18 protein-coding genes are annotated in these 16,731 nt (G+C 42.0%); all 18 read left to right on the forward strand.

What is annotated here, in order from left to right; all coding sequences use genetic code 11:
• Positions 1-16 precede the first annotated feature (16 nt).
• Positions 17-1,063, forward strand: coding sequence for a phosphate acyltransferase PlsX (gene plsX / locus O7C57_RS09275; RefSeq protein WP_154624449.1), 1,047 nt, complete (start codon positions 17-19; stop codon positions 1,061-1,063).
• A 3-nt stretch (positions 1,064-1,066) separates the two neighbouring features.
• Positions 1,067-2,017, forward strand: a complete 951-nt coding sequence (locus tag O7C57_RS09280; protein ID WP_154624448.1) for a beta-ketoacyl-ACP synthase III — start codon at positions 1,067-1,069, stop codon at positions 2,015-2,017.
• A gap of 18 nt (positions 2,018-2,035) precedes the next feature.
• Positions 2,036-2,968 (forward strand): ACP S-malonyltransferase, encoded by a 933-nt coding sequence (fabD, locus tag O7C57_RS09285; RefSeq protein WP_154624447.1) that lies wholly within the window; start codon positions 2,036-2,038, stop codon positions 2,966-2,968.
• Between the two features lie 7 nt (positions 2,969-2,975).
• Positions 2,976-3,710, forward strand: coding sequence for a 3-oxoacyl-ACP reductase FabG (gene fabG / locus O7C57_RS09290; protein WP_154624446.1), 735 nt, complete (start codon positions 2,976-2,978; stop codon positions 3,708-3,710).
• Between the two features lie 155 nt (positions 3,711-3,865).
• A complete protein-coding gene (gene acpP, locus O7C57_RS09295; protein WP_099110956.1) occupies positions 3,866-4,102 on the forward strand; it encodes an acyl carrier protein in 237 nt (78 codons plus the stop codon).
• Between the two features lie 78 nt (positions 4,103-4,180).
• Positions 4,181-5,431, forward strand: coding sequence for a beta-ketoacyl-ACP synthase II (gene fabF / locus O7C57_RS09300; RefSeq protein WP_196713187.1), 1,251 nt, complete (start codon positions 4,181-4,183; stop codon positions 5,429-5,431).
• 173 nt (positions 5,432-5,604) lie between these two features.
• On the forward strand, positions 5,605-6,435 hold the full coding sequence (gene pabC, locus O7C57_RS09305; protein ID WP_247047307.1) for an aminodeoxychorismate lyase: 831 nt from the start codon (positions 5,605-5,607) through the stop codon (positions 6,433-6,435).
• 19 nt (positions 6,436-6,454) lie between these two features.
• Entirely contained in the window at positions 6,455-7,483 is a 1,029-nt protein-coding gene (gene mltG / locus O7C57_RS09310) for an endolytic transglycosylase MltG (RefSeq protein WP_154624444.1), read from the forward strand.
• Position 7,484: 1 nt separating this feature from the next.
• A complete protein-coding gene (tmk, locus tag O7C57_RS09315; protein ID WP_269723940.1) occupies positions 7,485-8,111 on the forward strand; it encodes a dTMP kinase in 627 nt (208 codons plus the stop codon).
• Positions 8,112-8,120: 9 nt separating this feature from the next.
• On the forward strand, positions 8,121-9,113 hold the full coding sequence (holB, locus tag O7C57_RS09320; protein ID WP_154624442.1) for a DNA polymerase III subunit delta': 993 nt from the start codon (positions 8,121-8,123) through the stop codon (positions 9,111-9,113).
• Positions 9,114-9,126: 13 nt separating this feature from the next.
• Positions 9,127-9,918, forward strand: a complete 792-nt coding sequence (locus O7C57_RS09325) for a metal-dependent hydrolase (RefSeq protein ID WP_154624441.1) — start codon at positions 9,127-9,129, stop codon at positions 9,916-9,918.
• A gap of 28 nt (positions 9,919-9,946) precedes the next feature.
• On the forward strand, positions 9,947-10,297 hold the full coding sequence (hinT, locus tag O7C57_RS09330) for a purine nucleoside phosphoramidase (RefSeq protein ID WP_154624440.1): 351 nt from the start codon (positions 9,947-9,949) through the stop codon (positions 10,295-10,297).
• Positions 10,298-10,306: 9 nt separating this feature from the next.
• Positions 10,307-10,723, forward strand: coding sequence for a YcfL family protein (locus O7C57_RS09335; RefSeq protein ID WP_196713183.1), 417 nt, complete (start codon positions 10,307-10,309; stop codon positions 10,721-10,723).
• On the forward strand, positions 10,723-11,307 hold the full coding sequence (gene lpoB, locus O7C57_RS09340) for a penicillin-binding protein activator LpoB (protein WP_154624439.1): 585 nt from the start codon (positions 10,723-10,725) through the stop codon (positions 11,305-11,307). The genes O7C57_RS09335 and lpoB overlap by 1 nt, the downstream gene beginning before the upstream one ends.
• Positions 11,297-12,169, forward strand: a complete 873-nt coding sequence (locus O7C57_RS09345; protein WP_154624438.1) for a phosphotransferase — start codon at positions 11,297-11,299, stop codon at positions 12,167-12,169. The genes lpoB and O7C57_RS09345 overlap by 11 nt, the downstream gene beginning before the upstream one ends.
• Before the next feature lie 76 nt (positions 12,170-12,245).
• Positions 12,246-13,265, forward strand: coding sequence for a beta-N-acetylhexosaminidase (gene nagZ, locus O7C57_RS09350; protein WP_154624437.1), 1,020 nt, complete (start codon positions 12,246-12,248; stop codon positions 13,263-13,265).
• An 845-nt stretch (positions 13,266-14,110) separates the two neighbouring features.
• Positions 14,111-15,415: an NAD(P)/FAD-dependent oxidoreductase gene (locus O7C57_RS09355; protein WP_154624436.1), complete on the forward strand. Its 1,305-nt coding sequence runs from the start codon at positions 14,111-14,113 to the stop codon at positions 15,413-15,415.
• Positions 15,416-16,111: 696 nt separating this feature from the next.
• Positions 16,112-16,714, forward strand: coding sequence for a UmoD family flagellar biogenesis regulator (gene umoD, locus O7C57_RS09360; protein WP_247047612.1), 603 nt, complete (start codon positions 16,112-16,114; stop codon positions 16,712-16,714).
• Positions 16,715-16,731: the final 17 nt, after the last annotated feature.

Genomic DNA, 16,731 nt, shown 5'->3' on the forward strand with positions numbered 1-16,731 from the left:
TTTACACGTTGATACTTTGGCTAATCTAACCATTGCGTTAGATGCTATGGGCGGGGATGTTGGTCCCCGCGTCACAGTGCCTGCTGCATTGCAGGCTCTGGCATCTAATCCATCACTCAAATTACTGCTAGTCGGTCAACCTGACGCCATTCAACCTCTGCTTGCACAACAAAGTGTCGAGCTGACTTCTCGTGTCGAAATTATTCCTGCTGAAAACGTGATTGCTAACGATGCTAAACCCTCTACGGCAATAAGACAAAGCAAAGGAACATCGATGCGAACGGCGTTAGAGTTAGTCAAGACTGGGCAAGCACAAGCGTGCGTGAGTGCCGGTAATACTGGGGCGCTGATGGGCTTGGCGAAACTGATGTTGAAATCGATTGAAGGCATTGAGCGACCTGCGTTGATGACAATTTTGCCGAATCAACAAAAAGGTCAAACAGTGGTGCTGGATTTAGGGGCTAACGTCACGTGTAACAGTGAAATGCTGGTGCAATTCGCTGTGATGGGGTCAGTGGTTGCAGAAGAAGTGGCTAAGATTGTCTCACCGAGAGTGGCACTGCTGAACATCGGTGAAGAAGAAACCAAAGGGTTGGATAATATCCGCGAAGCCGCCGCACTCCTCAAAGAAACTGCGGCAATAAATTATATCGGTTATGTTGAAGGCAATGAATTGCTAACAGGCAAAACGGATGTACTAGTCTGTGACGGCTTCGCAGGTAACGTCACGCTAAAAACAATGGAAGGGGTGATCCGCGTCATTCTTTCATTGTTAAAATCAACAGAAGAAAGCAAAAAGAATAAAAAACCTAGCTGGTTGATGCAACTGGCTAAAAAATGGCTTAAAAAACGACTTATGAAGCGTTTTGGGGAGCTGAACCCCGACCAGTATAATGGTGCAACTCTGTTAGGATTAAAAGGAATTGTCATTAAAAGTCATGGCGCAGCAAATGAAAATGCATTTAAAGCGGCTATTGAACGTGCAGTTCAAGCAGTAGACAGACAAGTTCCAGACAGAATAGCAGCTCGACTGAATATCGTATTACCCAGGAGTGATCAATAACCTATGTATAGCAAAATATTAGGCACAGGCAGCTATTTACCCGCACAAATTAGAACGAATGCTGACCTGGAAAAAATGGTTGATACTTCTGATGAGTGGATTGTGACTCGCACAGGTATTCATGAAAGAAGAATTGCAGGCGAAGATGAAAGTGTTGCGGTAATGGGGTTTCACGCCGCACAAAAAGCGTTAGAAATGGCTCAGGTCGATAGCAGTGACATTGGGTTGATTGTTGTTGCTACAACGTCATCGACTCACGCGTTCCCAAGTGCCGCATGTCAAATTCAACAAATGTTAGGTATTCACGATTGTGCGGCATTTGATGTTGCTGCTGCTTGCGCGGGTTTCACCTATGCGATTAGCATTGTTGACCAATTTGTAAAAACGGGCATGGTAAAAAAAGCATTGGTCATTGGCGCTGATGCACTCTCTAAAACATTAGACCCGAATGATCGTGGTACGATTATCTTATTTGGTGATGCAGCAGGGGCCATGGTTATTGGCGCTTCTGAGCAACCCGGTATTTTATCGACACACCTTCATGCCGATGGCCGTTATGGTGATTTGCTGGCGCTGCCAAATCGTGAGCGCGGCTCAGAAGATGAAGCCTATTTAACCATGACGGGCAACGAAGTATTTAAAGTTGCTGTACGTGAGTTAGCTCACATTGTTGATGAAACATTAGCGGAAAGTGGTATTGCAAAAGAAGAACTCGATTGGTTAGTGCCGCATCAAGCGAATTTACGCATCATTTCAGCAACAGCAAAAAAACTGGATATGACCATGGAAAAGGTGGTTGTGACGCTTGATAAACATGGTAATACCTCTGCTGCATCGGTGCCAACCGCATTTGATGAAGCCGTGCGTGATGGGCGTATCCAACGTGGCCAGTTAGTGCTGTTAGAGGCATTCGGTGGTGGCTTCACTTGGGGCTCTGCACTCGTTCGTTTTTAATTTACTGAGAAAATAGACATGACACAATTTGCTATGGTTTTTCCCGGTCAGGGATCTCAGTCTCTTGGTATGTTGTCTGCATTAGCGGCAGAAAGTCAGCTTGTAGAGCAAACATTCGCTGAGGCGTCTGAAGCATTAGGTTATGACCTCTGGGCACTTGTCCAGAATGGACCAGAAGAAGAATTGAACAAAACATGGCAAACTCAGCCTGCTTTGTTAGCTGCATCTGTCGCTATCTTCCGCGTTTGGCAAGAAAAACAAGGGCCAATGCCTACAATGATGGCAGGGCATAGCTTAGGTGAGTATTCAGCGTTAGTGTGTGCTGGTGTCATCGATTTTAAAGCCGCCATTAAACTGGTTGAATTACGTGGTAAATTAATGCAAGAAGCGGTCCCAGAGGGAACCGGAGCCATGTATGCGATTATCGGTTTAGATAACGAATCTATTGAAAAAGCTTGTCAGGAAGCCGCACAGGGTCAAGTTGTATCGCCTGTGAATTTTAACTCTCCGGGACAAGTCGTTATTGCAGGTGAAAAAGAGGCAGTAGAACGCGCGGGTGCAGCCTGTAAAGAAGCTGGGGCTAAACGTGCGTTGCCATTATCAGTCAGTGTTCCTTCGCATTGTGCGTTAATGAAACCCGCGGCTGAAAAATTAGCGGTTGCATTGCAAGACATCACGTTTAATCAGCCAAATTTCCCAGTTATCAATAACGTTGATGTAAAAATTGAACAATCAGCTGAAAATATTCGTGATGCTTTGGTTCGTCAATTGTATAATCCGGTTCGTTGGACTGAAACTGTAGAATTAATGGCAGATCAAGGTATTGAACACCTTGTTGAAGTAGGCCCAGGTAAAGTGTTAACTGGTCTTACCAAGCGTATTGTCTCTAATTTAACTGCCGTTGCAGCCAATGATCCTGTATCATTAGGCACTGCGTTAGAAAACCTCTGAGGACGATATGAGCTTTGAAGGAAAAATTGCACTGGTAACAGGCGCGAGTCGCGGTATTGGTAAAGCAATTGCTTTAACACTTGCTGCGCGTGGTGCGACTGTTATTGGTACAGCAACAAGCGATAAAGGAGCAGAAGCGATTTCTGCTTATTTAGATGGAAAAGGCAAAGGTTTTGCTCTGAATGTGACAGACCCTGCATCAATTGATGAAACCTTGAATAATATTCGTCAACAATTTGGCGAAATTGATATACTGGTTAACAATGCAGGTATCACTCGTGATAACCTTTTGATGCGTATGAAAGATGATGAGTGGCAAGATATTATTGACACCAATCTATCATCCGTTTACCGTTTATCTAAATCCGTATTACGCGCCATGATGAAAAAACGTTGTGGGCGCATTATTTCAATCGCATCTGTTGTGGGTGTGATGGGAAATGCGGGGCAGGCGAACTATGCAGCAGCGAAAGCTGGGCTAATTGGTTTTAGCAAATCATTAGCACGCGAGGTTGCTTCCCGTGGTATCACCGTCAACGTCGTTGCTCCTGGTTTTATTGAAACTGATATGACCAAAGCATTGACAGATGAACAGCGTGCAGGCATTTTATCTCAAGTTCCTGCCGATAGGCTGGGTGATGCGCAAGAAATTGCCAGTGCTGTAGCGTTTTTAGCTTCTGATGAAGCTGGTTACATCACAGGTGAAACATTACATGTCAATGGCGGCATGTACATGATCTAAAGAAATGATGGAACCATTTGCATTATTAGTGTTAATTAGCGCAAAATAATGCAAAATTTAGGTTCCAACAGCCGGGATTGGGTTGTATCTTTTCCTGTATTTTATAAACTACGAAAACCATCGCGAAAGCGAGTTTTGATAGGAATTTTAATAGTATGAGCACTATCGAAGAACGCGTTAAGAAAATCATCGTTGAGCAACTGGGTGTTAAAGAGGAAGAAGTTGTAACAACAGCTTCGTTTGTTGATGACTTGGGCGCTGATTCTCTTGACACAGTTGAGCTGGTTATGGCTCTGGAAGAAGAGTTCGATATCGAAATCCCTGACGAAGAAGCTGAAAAGATCACAACAGTGCAGGCTGCGATTGACTACGTCGAGAACGCATCTAAGTAATTGTTTTAAAACTTATCTAGGCGGTCACTCGACCGCCTATGTTTCTTTGGTAACTTTTTCCCTCCTTGGAGGATATACGTGTCTAAGCGTCGTGTAGTCGTAACTGGACTGGGCATGTTATCTCCTGTCGGCAATACAGTTGAATCATCATGGAAAGCTGTTTGTGACGGACAGAGTGGTATCAGCCTCATCGAACATTTTGATACTACAAACCATGCAACTAAATTTGCTGGTGTAGTGAAAGATTTCAATTACGAAGATTATGGTATCTCCCGCAAAGAAGCACGGAAGATGGACCCATTCATCCAGTATGGTATCGCTGCTGGCTATCAAGCCATCAAAGATGCAGGTCTGGAAGTAACAGAAGCCAATGCTACTCGTATCGGTTTGGCGATTGGTTCTGGTATTGGTGGTCTAGGCTTAATTCAAGAGAACTGTGAAGCACTACAACACGGCGGTCCTCGTAAAGTTAGCCCATTTTTCGTTCCTTCTACGATCATTAACATGGTCGCAGGTCATCTGAGCATTATGTACGGTTTCCGTGGCCCAAGTATTTCTATTGCCACTGCTTGTACCTCAGGTGTGCACAATATCGGTCATGCGGCTCGTATGATCGCTTATGGTGATGCGGATGTTATGCTCGCAGGTGGCGCTGAAAAAGCAACAACACCATTAGGTGTTGCTGGTTTTGGTGCTGCACGTGCTCTTTCTACTCGTAATGATGACCCACAAGCAGCTAGCCGCCCATGGGATAAAGACCGTGATGGTTTTGTGCTGGGAGATGGTGCGGGTATTATCATTCTTGAAGAGTATGAGCACGCTAAAGCACGTGGTGCTAAAATCTATGCAGAAGTCTCTGGCTTCGGCATGAGTAGTGATGCCTATCATATGACATCACCTCCTGAAAATGGAGAAGGTGCAGCGTTGGCGATGATGAATGCTTTGCACGATGCTGGAATTGAAGCAAACGACGTGGGCTATATCAATGCTCATGGGACTTCAACGCCAGCGGGTGACTTAGCTGAAGCCCAAGCCGTTGTATCTGTCTTTGGTGAAGACACTAACGTACTGGTTAGCTCAACCAAATCGATGACTGGTCACCTATTAGGTGCAGCTGGCGCGATTGAGTCTATCTTTACGATCTTATCATTGGCTGATCAGATTGTTCCGCCAACGATTAATCTGGAAAACCCAGATGAAGCCTGCAAACTGGATTTCGTTCCAGGTGAAGCAAGAAAAGTGGAAAACATGGAGTATGCTCTGTGTAATTCATTTGGTTTCGGCGGCACCAATGGCTCATTAATTTTCCGTCGTTATCACCAAGAGTAAATTAATCTAACATTATTGCCTTATTATTAGCGCTATAATGTATTTAAAGCCCCAGTATGTTCCATACAGGGGCTTTTCTTTTATTGTCATTTTGCAGTCTCAGTCAGTTTAGTTTATGATAATAAACATCCTGTTACTGACTGATTTATCAGCCATTATTATAAGAATTATCAATGTCATATTGGGTTAATGGAATTGCATGCCGTCATATTGATGTTTCTGATCGCGCTGTGCAATTTGGTGATGGCTGCTTTACGACGATTCATGTGTTTAATCAGCAGCCCAAAATGCTTGAGCACCATATTAGGCGCTTAATGCAGGATAGCGCTCGTCTCAAGTTACCTCAACCTGATTGGCAACGTCTGCAAGAGCAAATTCTCGCCATTTGTCAGCAACAAAGTCATGATGAATGGGTACTCAAAGTGATCATGAGTCGTGGTACAGGTGGCCGAGGCTATAGTTCTTTGGGGTTCAATCAACCAACAGTGATTATGTCGATAGCGCCTTTCCCTTTGCATTATCAAGCATTGCAGAAATCGGGTATTCACTTGATGTTGAGCAGTGTGCCGATCAGCAAGAACCCATATTTAGCCGGCATTAAGCATCTCAATCGTCTCGAACAGATCTTAATTCGTCAGGAAATTGATGAAGCTCAAGCGGATGAAGCATTAGTTGTTGATTCAGATGGTATTTTGATTGAATGTTGCAGTGCAAATCTCTTTTGGCGCAAAGGTGAAACAGTATTTACTCCAAACTTAACGTTTTCAGGGGTAAATGGATTAATGAGACAAAAGATTATAGCGCTTTTAGCAACGAGTCAGTACGATCTACAAGAAGTTGAACGATTCCCTGAAGTTTTAGGATGTTGTGATGAGGTGTTTATTTGTAATGCTTTGATGCCGATATTACCGGTTGCGACGATCAACTTAGGTAAAAACAAGCCTCTCTGGCAATATTCCTCTAGAGAATTATTTGAATATTTGTTGTTACGTTGCCAAATTTAGTCACAGAAATGGTTGATGAATGAAACTAGCTAAAAAAATATTTATTGCAGCGGTCGCGATTGTGTTGATTGCAGGAAGTGTAGCCTACGTCTTGTATCAACAAGTTTTAAACTACGCGAAAGAACCGCTTAATTTAACCCAAGAAAAAATTTTTACCGTGCCATCGGGAACGGGGCGTGTTGCGCTTGAGGGTTTATTAGTTAATCAAAACATCATTAATCAAACTGATAAATTCCAATGGCTGTTAAAGTTTCGTCCCGAGTTAGCCAAAATGAAAGCAGGAACATACCGCTTGCAGCCGAATATGGATATTGAACAGATGTTGGCATTAATTGCGAGTGGTAAAGAAGCACAGTTTTCTATCCGTTTTGTTGAAGGTTATCGTTTATCCGATTGGACGAATATTTTACTTGATGCGCCTTATTTGCAGCATGAGATTGAAGGAAAAACCCCGACTGAGTTATATGCACTGATTGGCTTTGATGGCGATACAACTCTGGAAGGTTGGTTATATCCAGACACTTATTTGTATACCGCGGGAACACGCGATGTCGATATTTTGAAACGAGCTCATCAACAGATGAAAAAAAATGTCGAGGAGATATGGCAGGGACGTGATAAAGATCTGCCTTATAAAAATGCTTATGAGATGTTGATCATGGCATCAATTATTGAAAAAGAAACCGGCGTCGATAGTGAAAGAAATCAAGTCGCTTCAGTGTTTGTGAACCGATTGAAAAAAAATATGCGTTTACAAACCGACCCAACGGTAATTTATGGTTTAGGTGATAAGTATCAGGGGAAAATTTATCGTAGTGATTTAGATAACTATACGCCATACAACACTTACCGTATTGATGGGCTACCTCCAACACCGATCGCAATGCCGAGCCTTGCATCGATTAAAGCAGCAGCCCATCCGGCTAAAACGGATTATTTATACTTTGTTGCAGATGGTACTGGTGGTCACACATTCAGCCGTACGCTGAATGATCATAATCGTGCAGTCAAAGTGTATCGAAAAATTGAAAAACAGAATGATAAGTAAAATGAAAAATGCCTATATTGTCATTGAAGGATTAGAGGGAGCAGGGAAAACAACGGCGATTAAAACTGTTGTTGAAACTTTAAACCAAGCGGGTATTCAAGATATTGCTTTTACGCGTGAGCCGGGGGGAACGCCGTTAGCAGAAAAATTACGCGAATTGATCAAGCAAGGAATCAGTGGTGAGAAAGTGACCGATACTGCGGAGCTGCTTATGCTGTATGCAGCACGTGTTCAATTGGTTGAAAATGTCATCAAACCCGCCCTCGCCGCGGGCAAATGGGTTGTTGGGGATAGGCATGATTTATCTTCCCAAGCTTATCAAGGCGGGGGGAGAGGGATTGATCGCGAATTGATGCAATCCTTGCGTGATTTGGTGTTAGGGGAGTTTAAACCTGCTTTAACCTTATATTTAGATTTACCACCAGAACTTGGTTTACAACGCGCTCGGGCGCGTGGTGAGCTGGATAGGATTGAACAAGAATCCTTGGCATTTTTCGAGCGTACTCGTGCTCGTTATCTTGAATTAGCGGCAACAGACGAAACCATTTTGACGATCGATGCCAGCCAACATATTGAGCAAGTACAACAAGATATTCGCCAAACACTCCAGCAGTGGTTGGCGAAGTAAGGTGAGAAAATGAACTGGTACCCTTGGTTGAATGAAACTTATCGTCAAGTGATAACGTCCTATCAGCAAGGCCGTGGGCACCATGCATTATTGTTGCATTCACTATCTGGTAATGGTGTGGAGGCGCTATGTTATGGGATCAGCCGCTGGTTAATTTGCCAAAACACCGACGGTCTAAAAAGTTGTGGTCAATGTCATAGCTGCCAGCTGATGTTGGCCGGTACACACCCTGATTACCATGTATTAGAACCTGAAAAAGGTAAAACCACCGTCAGTGTAGATGCAGTAAGGAAACTGACGGAAACCTTAAGTGGCTATGCCCAGCAAAATGGGGCGAAAGTTGCTTATATTCCGCGTGCTGAAGCGTTAACCGATGCGGCGGCAAATGCCTTATTAAAAACGTTAGAAGAGCCAACACAACAGACTTATTTTTTATTAGGCTGTGAAAAGCGAGAAAATTTACTCGCGACACTCCGTAGCCGCTGTTTATATACTTATTTGTCACCTCCAGAGTTGCAGACGGCATGGTATTGGTTACAAAAAAACATTGCAGGCGTTAACTATAATGATGCATTGACCGCATTAAAGCTCTGCCAAGGGGCGCCAGTAGCGGCGATGTCACTGTTGCAGCCTGAAAATTGGCAGCAGCGTCATGCTTTGTGTCAAGGGCTAGCCCATGCAATGCAGCATAATGATATGTTGTCTCTGTTATCTGTCATGAATAATGATAAGGCCACTGAATTGATTGGCTGGTTGCTCGGATTGTTAACCGATAGCATGAAATTACAACAACAAGCTGCACAATTCTGTTTAAATCAGGATCAGTTGCCTCTCATTAGTGTGCTCGCGTCACGAATGACCTATACGCAATTGTTTAACGTTTATGAAGCTTGGCAACAATGCCGCCACCAATTGATGACAGTGCCTGCACTGAATCAAGAGTTACTTTTAACCAATCAGTTATTACAATGGGAAGCATTAATTGCGACTCTAACACGATGAAAAAGAGTGAAATATGTTTGTAGTTGATTCACACTGCCATCTCGATTGCCTTGATTATGAAAAATTACATACAGGTGTCGATGATGTTATCGCAAAAGCATCGCAGCGCGATGTGGGTTTTATGTTGGCGGTTGCCACAACGCTACATGGGTTTGATAGTATGAAAACCCTGATAGGCAAACGAGATAATGTTGCATTTTCTTGTGGGATCCATCCGCTTAATTTAGATGAAGGCTATGATTTTGAGCGTTTAGCACAGTTAGCGGCAGGGAAGGAAGTGGTTGCGTTAGGGGAAACGGGACTCGACTATTATTACCAAAAAGAAAATGCGGCACTGCAACAGGAGTCTTTCCGTCAGCACATTCGCATTGGTCGTCAGGTAAATAAACCGGTCATTGTACATACTCGGGATGCACGAGACGATACTTTGGCCATTTTGCGTGAAGAGAATGTGACTGATTGTGGCGGTGTATTACACTGTTTTACCGAAGATAAAGACACCGCGAAACAATTACTCGACCTTGGGATGTACATCTCTTTTTCTGGTATTGTGACTTTTCGTAATGCAGAACAAATTCGTGAAGCAGCAAGAATTGTTCCTTTAGATAGGATCTTGGTCGAAACGGATTCACCTTATTTGGCACCGGTTCCTCATCGTGGTAAAGAGAATCAACCGGCCTATGTCCGTGATGTAGCAGAATATATGGCTGTTCTCAAAGGGGTTAGCCCAGAAGAAATGGCGCGTATTACCACTGAAAACTTTAACCGCCTCTTTCATTTGAATGTCGGCGATAACAACGCGTAATTATTAGTCAATATTAAAGGAAGTTGAAATGGCAGAAGAAACAATTTTCAGTAAGATCATTCGACGTGAAATCCCTGCTGATATCGTTTATCAGGATGAGCTTGTTACCGCATTTCGTGATATCTCGCCGCAAGCGCCTTCACATATTCTTATTATTCCAAATAAATTAATTCCAACAGTGAATGATGTAGCTGCGGAAGATGAACAGGTATTAGGACGTTTATTTATCGTTGCAGCAAAAATAGCTCAGCAAGAAGGCATTGCTGAGAGTGGCTATCGCTTAATCATGAATTGTAATAAAGATTCCGGACAGGAAGTGTTTCATATTCATATGCACTTAGTTGGTGGTCGCCCTCTAGGTCCATTACTCGCCAAATAAGGCAATGACGTGAAGAAAGTCGAATATGTACTAATACGTGTGTTGGCGCTCAGTATGGTGGTCTTTTCACTGAGCGGCTGCCTGTGGGGAAAAAATGATGGCTTGGTATTTAATGAACAGCAACGTGTCATTATGGAGCCCTCGGTTTTAGCGCATGGCATTATCGTAGAACAACCCGTAGTGAGTGTTGAAAACTATGCGACAGTGGCTAAAGTCAATATGAGTAACAGTCAATCCGAGGCGGTGACCATCATGTACCGCCTTTATTGGTATGATAATAACGGCTTAAAAATAGCGACAACGCATGATATACAGCAAACAATACCTGCCAATTTATCTATTAGTGTTAGTAATCAAAGTACTTCATCACTGGCGCGTAATGTACGTATTTATGTCTTCTTACCGAAAACGCTTGGAGAAAAATAATGAAACGTATCCTATTTGTTGCAGCGGCAGCGATGATATTGGCAGGGTGTCCTTCTTTTCAATCAGAAAGACCAAAAACACCACCGCCTGTTGTACCGGTTGAACCCGTAGAGCCGACTGAACCAGTCACACCTCCACCAATCGATAAGGTCCCTACGCCACCTAAACAAAAAACGACGGACTGGTCTGCGGCGGTATCACCATTGGTGAGTGAAATGTCTGGAGCAAGCGGTATTGAAAGTGGCAAAGTATTGTTAGTCGATTCAGTCAAAAACAACACAAATGGTTCATTTTCCGTACAAAACGCAACCTCAGCGATTGTAAAAGCGGTTGATAGTAGTCACCTTTTTAAAGTTGTTCCTCAAGATGTTGTGAATACAGCACGTAAAACGTTAGGTCTATCACAAGATGATAGCTTAGTCACGCGCAGTAAGGCGATTGGGCTGGGGCGCTATGTGCAAGCAGACTATGTGTTGTACAGTGTAATTTCAGGCTCAAATAAGCAACGTGATATTGAAATGCAGCTTATGGCAGTACAAAGCGGTGAGATTATTTGGTCAGGAAAAAACGATATTGACCAATAATGATTCATTGTGGCTACTGTTAAGGCGTTATTTTCCAAAGATTGATATTAAACACTGGGAAATAACGCCCTTAGCGGGGCTGTCTGGGGGAACTTATCGTTTGAGAGCCGCCTTGGCAGATCAAGTCGTTGAGTTAATTGCTCGTGCACAGGGGCAAGTTCAACATGCGCTCTATGTCAACCGTCGTAAAGAAGCAAAAGTGCTACAGCAGTTGCACGGGTTCGGCCAAGCCCCAAAACAGCTAGCAAGAAACAGAGACTGGTTATTACTCTCGTGGTGTGATGGTCAACATCCAAGCCATACTCAATATTTATCACCTGAATTTCAATCGTTATTAGCGGCAACCATCGCTAAATTGCATACTCAACCCTTATTAAGTTACCCGTTACAGCTGCGGCAAGAGATGGCTCATTATGGGGAGTTGATTGATCCAAAGCGTAAAAACCCACGATGGCTACGGTGGCATAAATATTTTTTGTCCGCCCCAACGCCTAAAACGTTAAAGCTTGCTCCCGCCCATATGGATATTCATCGGGGTAATATTCTCTATACAGAGGATAACAGTATCATTTTGTTAGATTGGGAATATGCTGCGAATACAGATATTGGGTTGTCATTAGAAACCTACTTTCAAGCCAATCAACTAAACACCCAACAACGACATGACTTCCTATCAGAATATTGTAATAAACATCAATCATATACAGATGCTGAACGGTTGGCTGCTCAGTGTCGCCAATGGACACCATGGGTAAAATATATGATGTTGATGTGGTATGAAGTGCAATGGAATCAAAGTCAAAATAGCGATTTTTTGTTACACTCTGGAGCATTAAGGCAATATTTTCATTTGCCGTATTAAACCGCTTTGTTTAACACAAATGAAAGCATTGAAATGCGTGTTATGACCGCAAAATAGTTTAAATAGTGAGGCATGTATGGGTCCGATAATGCTAGATGTTCAGGGCTATGAGCTGGACAGTGAAGAGCGTGAAATACTGGCACATCCGTTAGTGGGGGGATTAATTTTATTCACCCGTAATTTTCATGATGCAGCACAATTAAGGGAGCTAGTGCGTCAAATTCGTGATGCATCACGCCACCGCCTATTGGTCGCAGTGGATCAAGAAGGTGGGCGTGTTCAACGTTTTCGTGATGGTTTTACCGCGTTGCCTTCCGCACAAGCTTTTGCTGCATTAAACAGTGAGTCAGAAGGGGCTAGGTTGGCCGAAGAAGCGGGTTGGTTGATGGCATCTGAAATGATAGCCATGGATATCGATATTAGCTTTGCGCCGGTACTTGACCTTGGTCATCAAAGTATTGCCATTGGTGAACGTTCTTTCCATGAAGATCCGGAAATAGCCATGGTTATGGCAGAACGCTTTATTAAAGGTATGCGTAATGCAGGCATGAAAACAACGGGTAAGCACTTTCCAGGGCATGGAGCCGTAAAAGCGGATTCACATAAAGAAACGCCTAGGGATGACCGTGACCTTGAGATCATTCGCAAAAAAGACATGTCAATTTTTAGAGATTTTATCCAGCGTGATTTATTGGATGCAGTGATGCCAGCACATGTTATCTATACTCAAGCGGATGAACGCCCTGCAAGTGGTTCGCCTTTTTGGTTGAAATCCATCTTACGTGAGCAACTTGGTTTCAATGGGGTCATTTTCTCGGATGATTTATCGATGGAAGGGGCCGCTATCATGGGAAGTTATCCGGAACGCGCTGCGGCTTCATTATCTGCGGGCTGTGATATGGTATTAGTCTGTAATAACCGTGATGGTGCAGTCAGTGTACTAGACAATTTACCCAAGCAACATGGCAGCTTAGCTTCATCGCTATTCCACAGTGGACGGCAATATAGTCTTAAAGAGTTACAAAGTACTCAGCGTTGGCAAGAAAGCCACAAACAGTTGGTTGGTTTATCCCGTCAATGGCAAGAACAACGTTAGTGAATTGACCTTACAATGCGATGATATTGTCCTATTAGGCAATGTTGTTGTCGTCAGAATAAAAAAACACCCAAGCGTTCATTCGTTGGGTGTTTTTTTCTATCATTTGATTTAGCGGGAAAGGCCGTTGATAAGTCGTTTAGTTTTGCACTCTGTCTTGCTCTCTTACACAACCTAAACGCTTTATGCAATGGGATGAGTGTCACCAAGAAAATCGGGTGCTTAAGTAGGCTAATCACGAGAGTGACTTGCTAAGTGTTTATGTTTTCGTCGAGTGAAGGGGTTACTGTAATTGCTAGCAGAAATAGGAGAACAAGTCATAACGTCATGGTATAAGTGATAACAAAAGTGAAAGAGAAAGCAATCAAGCGGATACGATACTATTCACGGTTTGATAGATAAGGAACTTCACTCAACATATCCCTTCGTATTGATCTTATGATAGGCGTCCATTCGACATATCTAAGTATTTTAGGTACAGCTGAATAGAGTGATACAAACATTATCCGAATTGTATTTGCTATCGCCCTTATAAAGAGGGTAAGGTCGCAGGCTAGATTAACTAATTATCATTATCAAATAGGTTGGAAATTATTTCGAATATTGATTAATATCAATATATCGCTAGCTGACACGATTCGTATTTTGCATAATATGAAACTAACCTGTGATCGATGTCATATTAATCAGTCAATTTGATATGCGTCAATATTTGGTATGACCAAATAACCAAGCGTGTTATTCTCAACATGGAGTTGAGGTTTATCGATTAAATGAGTGTTATTTAAGTGTTTTATCTTTTAAAAGGCTTAAATAACATTAATTTATTTTGTAATGAGGTATCCATGGCCTTTTCTCAACCAAAGATTGTGATAGTCGGTGGTGGTGCTGGTGGTTTAGAGCTAGCAACCCGCCTTGGGCGCAAATTAGGACGTAAAAAGCGTGGGGAAATCACCCTTGTCGACAGGAATCCAAGTCATTTATGGAAGCCTCTGCTGCACGAGGTTGCTACGGGGTCATTAGATGATGGTGTTGATGCACTTAGTTATCTAGCTCATGCACGCCATAACGCATTTAATTTCCAACTAGGTTCATTAACGCAAATTGATCGCGATAATAAAAAGGTCATTTTGGGGGAGTTGAGAGATAAAAATAATGAACTGTTAGTTCCTGAACGTGAAATTGACTATGACATATTGGTGATGGCGCTAGGAAGTACATCCAATGATTTTGGTACGCCGGGTGTCAAAGAACACTGTATTTTCTTAGATAATCCTCAGCAAGCACACCGCTTCCATGATGAGATGCTTAACTTATTTTTACGTTATTCAGTCCGTGATAATGCGGAAGAAAAAGTGAACATTGCGATAGTCGGAGCTGGTGCGACTGGAGTTGAGCTATCTGCTGAGTTATATAACGCGGTAGAACAGTTAACCAGTTATGGCTTTAAAGGGCTGGATACGGATGCTTTGAATGTCACCTTGGTTGAGGCAGGTGAACGTATTTTGCCAGCGCTACCTCCTCGTATTTCAGGAGCCGCGCATCAAGAATTAAACAAACTTGGCGTCAAAGTCCTGACGAAAACCATGGTAACCAGTGCAGATGATGACGGTTTGAATACCAAAGAAGGCGAAAAAATTCGTGCTGACTTAATGGTGTGGGCCGCAGGTATTAAAGCCCCTGACTTCATGAAAGAAATTGCAGGGCTAGAAACTAACCGCATTAATCAGCTGGTCGTGAAACCAACATTACAGACAACGCGTGATGATACTATCTTTGCGATTGGTGATTGTGCTTCATGCGCTAAGCCAGAAGGGGGCTTTGTGCCACCAAGAGCGCAGTCGGCACACCAAATGGCAACGCATTGTTATAATAACATCTTAGCAATGATGAAAGAGAAACCATTAAAAGACTATGTCTATAAAGACCACGGCTCTTTGGTATCTCTTTCACGTTTCAGTACCGTAGGTAGCTTGATGGGGAATTTAATGCGTGGCGATATGATGGTTGAGGGGCGAATTGCACGTTTCGTCTATATCTCATTGTATAGAATGCATCAAATAGCGCTTCATGGTTACGTCAAAACGGGATTAATGATGTTAGTGGGCAGCATTAATCGTATTATCCGTCCGAAGCTGAAGCTTCATTAATTTTCTATGTCGTTACCTTCTACACAGAAACCCTCGTTCAGTGTTGAACGAGGGTTTTTATTCTGATGAATACTATTGTTATATTAAATATTCATTCAAATGATTAATTGCCCTTCACATGATACTAAAAAAGATTAACCACTTTATTGATAACGTGTTCATTCAATAAAAATAGTTCTATTAATTCTAAAAATAGAGGCTTATTTGTGAATTATTTAGTAACAAATCATTGTTAGTTTAAGTTAATCTACGTATTGCTTAGTGATTAAACATGATTTTTTAATGAGCCTTAAAGGCTTTTTTATTAAAAAATAGTTTGCATATTAATGTTAATATAATAGTTAACTATCTAATATATAACACTATCTAATAAACTAAGAAAATGTATAAAATTTCATGATTGATAATTTTCTTGTTTAATAAATAGTTATCGATAATTTATCAGTTTGGGATAAAGCATTAAGTGGCTAACACTAAAAATATAATAAAATAAATTGATCATAATCAAGATGTAAAATTAAATTACATTTTAATTTATTGACCTAATGATGGATGAGGTCAAAGTGAATTTTTCAAAAGTTATCGTGAGTTAAGAAAATTCCAAAAATTGTGGCTATATTGTCTGCAATCATCGAATTATCAAAATGAACGGATACAATAGAGATATTACTAATTTTGTAACTAATAAGGGCGCCTATGAAGCTAACATATAAGTTTTTATTAGCAGCAATAGCTATTTGCCTCATTATTATTGCATCAATAGTATCGTTAAGCTGGTCTGAGAAGCCAACCAAACACGCAACAGTGCTGTCTATTGAACCTATCAAATCACATCGGCTGATTGAGCATGAAAACTGTTCATTCATGGGGGTGCTGGATGGGTTTAATCAAGCATATTTATCACGTTACCATCCAGCACAAAGTGAATGTAAGATGGTATTTATGATCCAAACATTACAAAGTCAGTCTTTGCCTAAATTAGTGGATCGTGAATATCGTAGCTGTGTCATTACTGAGAAAGTCGAACAAATCATTGTGGGTTATGATGTGGTGTATCGTATTGGTAATACGCTAGGTAAAGTGCGCACAGCATACGAGCCGGGGCTATTGATACCTCTTGATCAAAAAGGTCGTTTAGATTTAAGTGCTTCTAGTAATGAACTTTGTGACGTTGCTCGTAGCGACGCTAATGCACTAATACCTTTTTATTGTGTCAAAAATGATGAAAAAGTATCAAACACATTCAGTAACGCTGTTGAGATTTATCCTGGAAAGAATACGTACGCCTATTTTGATTAATATTTATTGAAACAACC

The organism is Providencia sp. 21OH12SH02B-Prov (genome assembly GCF_027362595.1).
GTDB lineage: Bacteria > Pseudomonadota > Gammaproteobacteria > Enterobacterales > Enterobacteriaceae > Providencia > Providencia zhejiangensis.

Bases quoted from the DNA above. Each gene is read 5' to 3' on its own strand.
- O7C57_RS09280 (WP_154624448.1), top strand. From the start codon at position 1,067: ATGTATAGCAAAATATTAGGCACAGGCAGCTATTTACCCGCACAAATT.
- fabD (WP_154624447.1), top strand. From the start codon at position 2,036: ATGACACAATTTGCTATGGTTTTTCCCGGTCAGGGATCTCAGTCTCTT.
- fabG (WP_154624446.1), top strand. From the start codon at position 2,976: ATGAGCTTTGAAGGAAAAATTGCACTGGTAACAGGCGCGAGTCGCGGT.
- acpP (WP_099110956.1), top strand. From the start codon at position 3,866: ATGAGCACTATCGAAGAACGCGTTAAGAAAATCATCGTTGAGCAACTG.
- pabC (WP_247047307.1), top strand. From the start codon at position 5,605: ATGTCATATTGGGTTAATGGAATTGCATGCCGTCATATTGATGTTTCT.
- mltG (WP_154624444.1), top strand. From the start codon at position 6,455: ATGAAACTAGCTAAAAAAATATTTATTGCAGCGGTCGCGATTGTGTTG.
- tmk (WP_269723940.1), top strand. From the start codon at position 7,485: ATGAAAAATGCCTATATTGTCATTGAAGGATTAGAGGGAGCAGGGAAA.
- holB (WP_154624442.1), top strand. From the start codon at position 8,121: ATGAACTGGTACCCTTGGTTGAATGAAACTTATCGTCAAGTGATAACG.
- O7C57_RS09325 (WP_154624441.1), top strand. From the start codon at position 9,127: ATGTTTGTAGTTGATTCACACTGCCATCTCGATTGCCTTGATTATGAA.
- hinT (WP_154624440.1), top strand. From the start codon at position 9,947: ATGGCAGAAGAAACAATTTTCAGTAAGATCATTCGACGTGAAATCCCT.
- lpoB (WP_154624439.1), top strand. From the start codon at position 10,723: ATGAAACGTATCCTATTTGTTGCAGCGGCAGCGATGATATTGGCAGGG.
- nagZ (WP_154624437.1), top strand. From the start codon at position 12,246: ATGGGTCCGATAATGCTAGATGTTCAGGGCTATGAGCTGGACAGTGAA.
- O7C57_RS09355 (WP_154624436.1), top strand. From the start codon at position 14,111: ATGGCCTTTTCTCAACCAAAGATTGTGATAGTCGGTGGTGGTGCTGGT.
- umoD (WP_247047612.1), top strand. From the start codon at position 16,112: ATGAAGCTAACATATAAGTTTTTATTAGCAGCAATAGCTATTTGCCTC.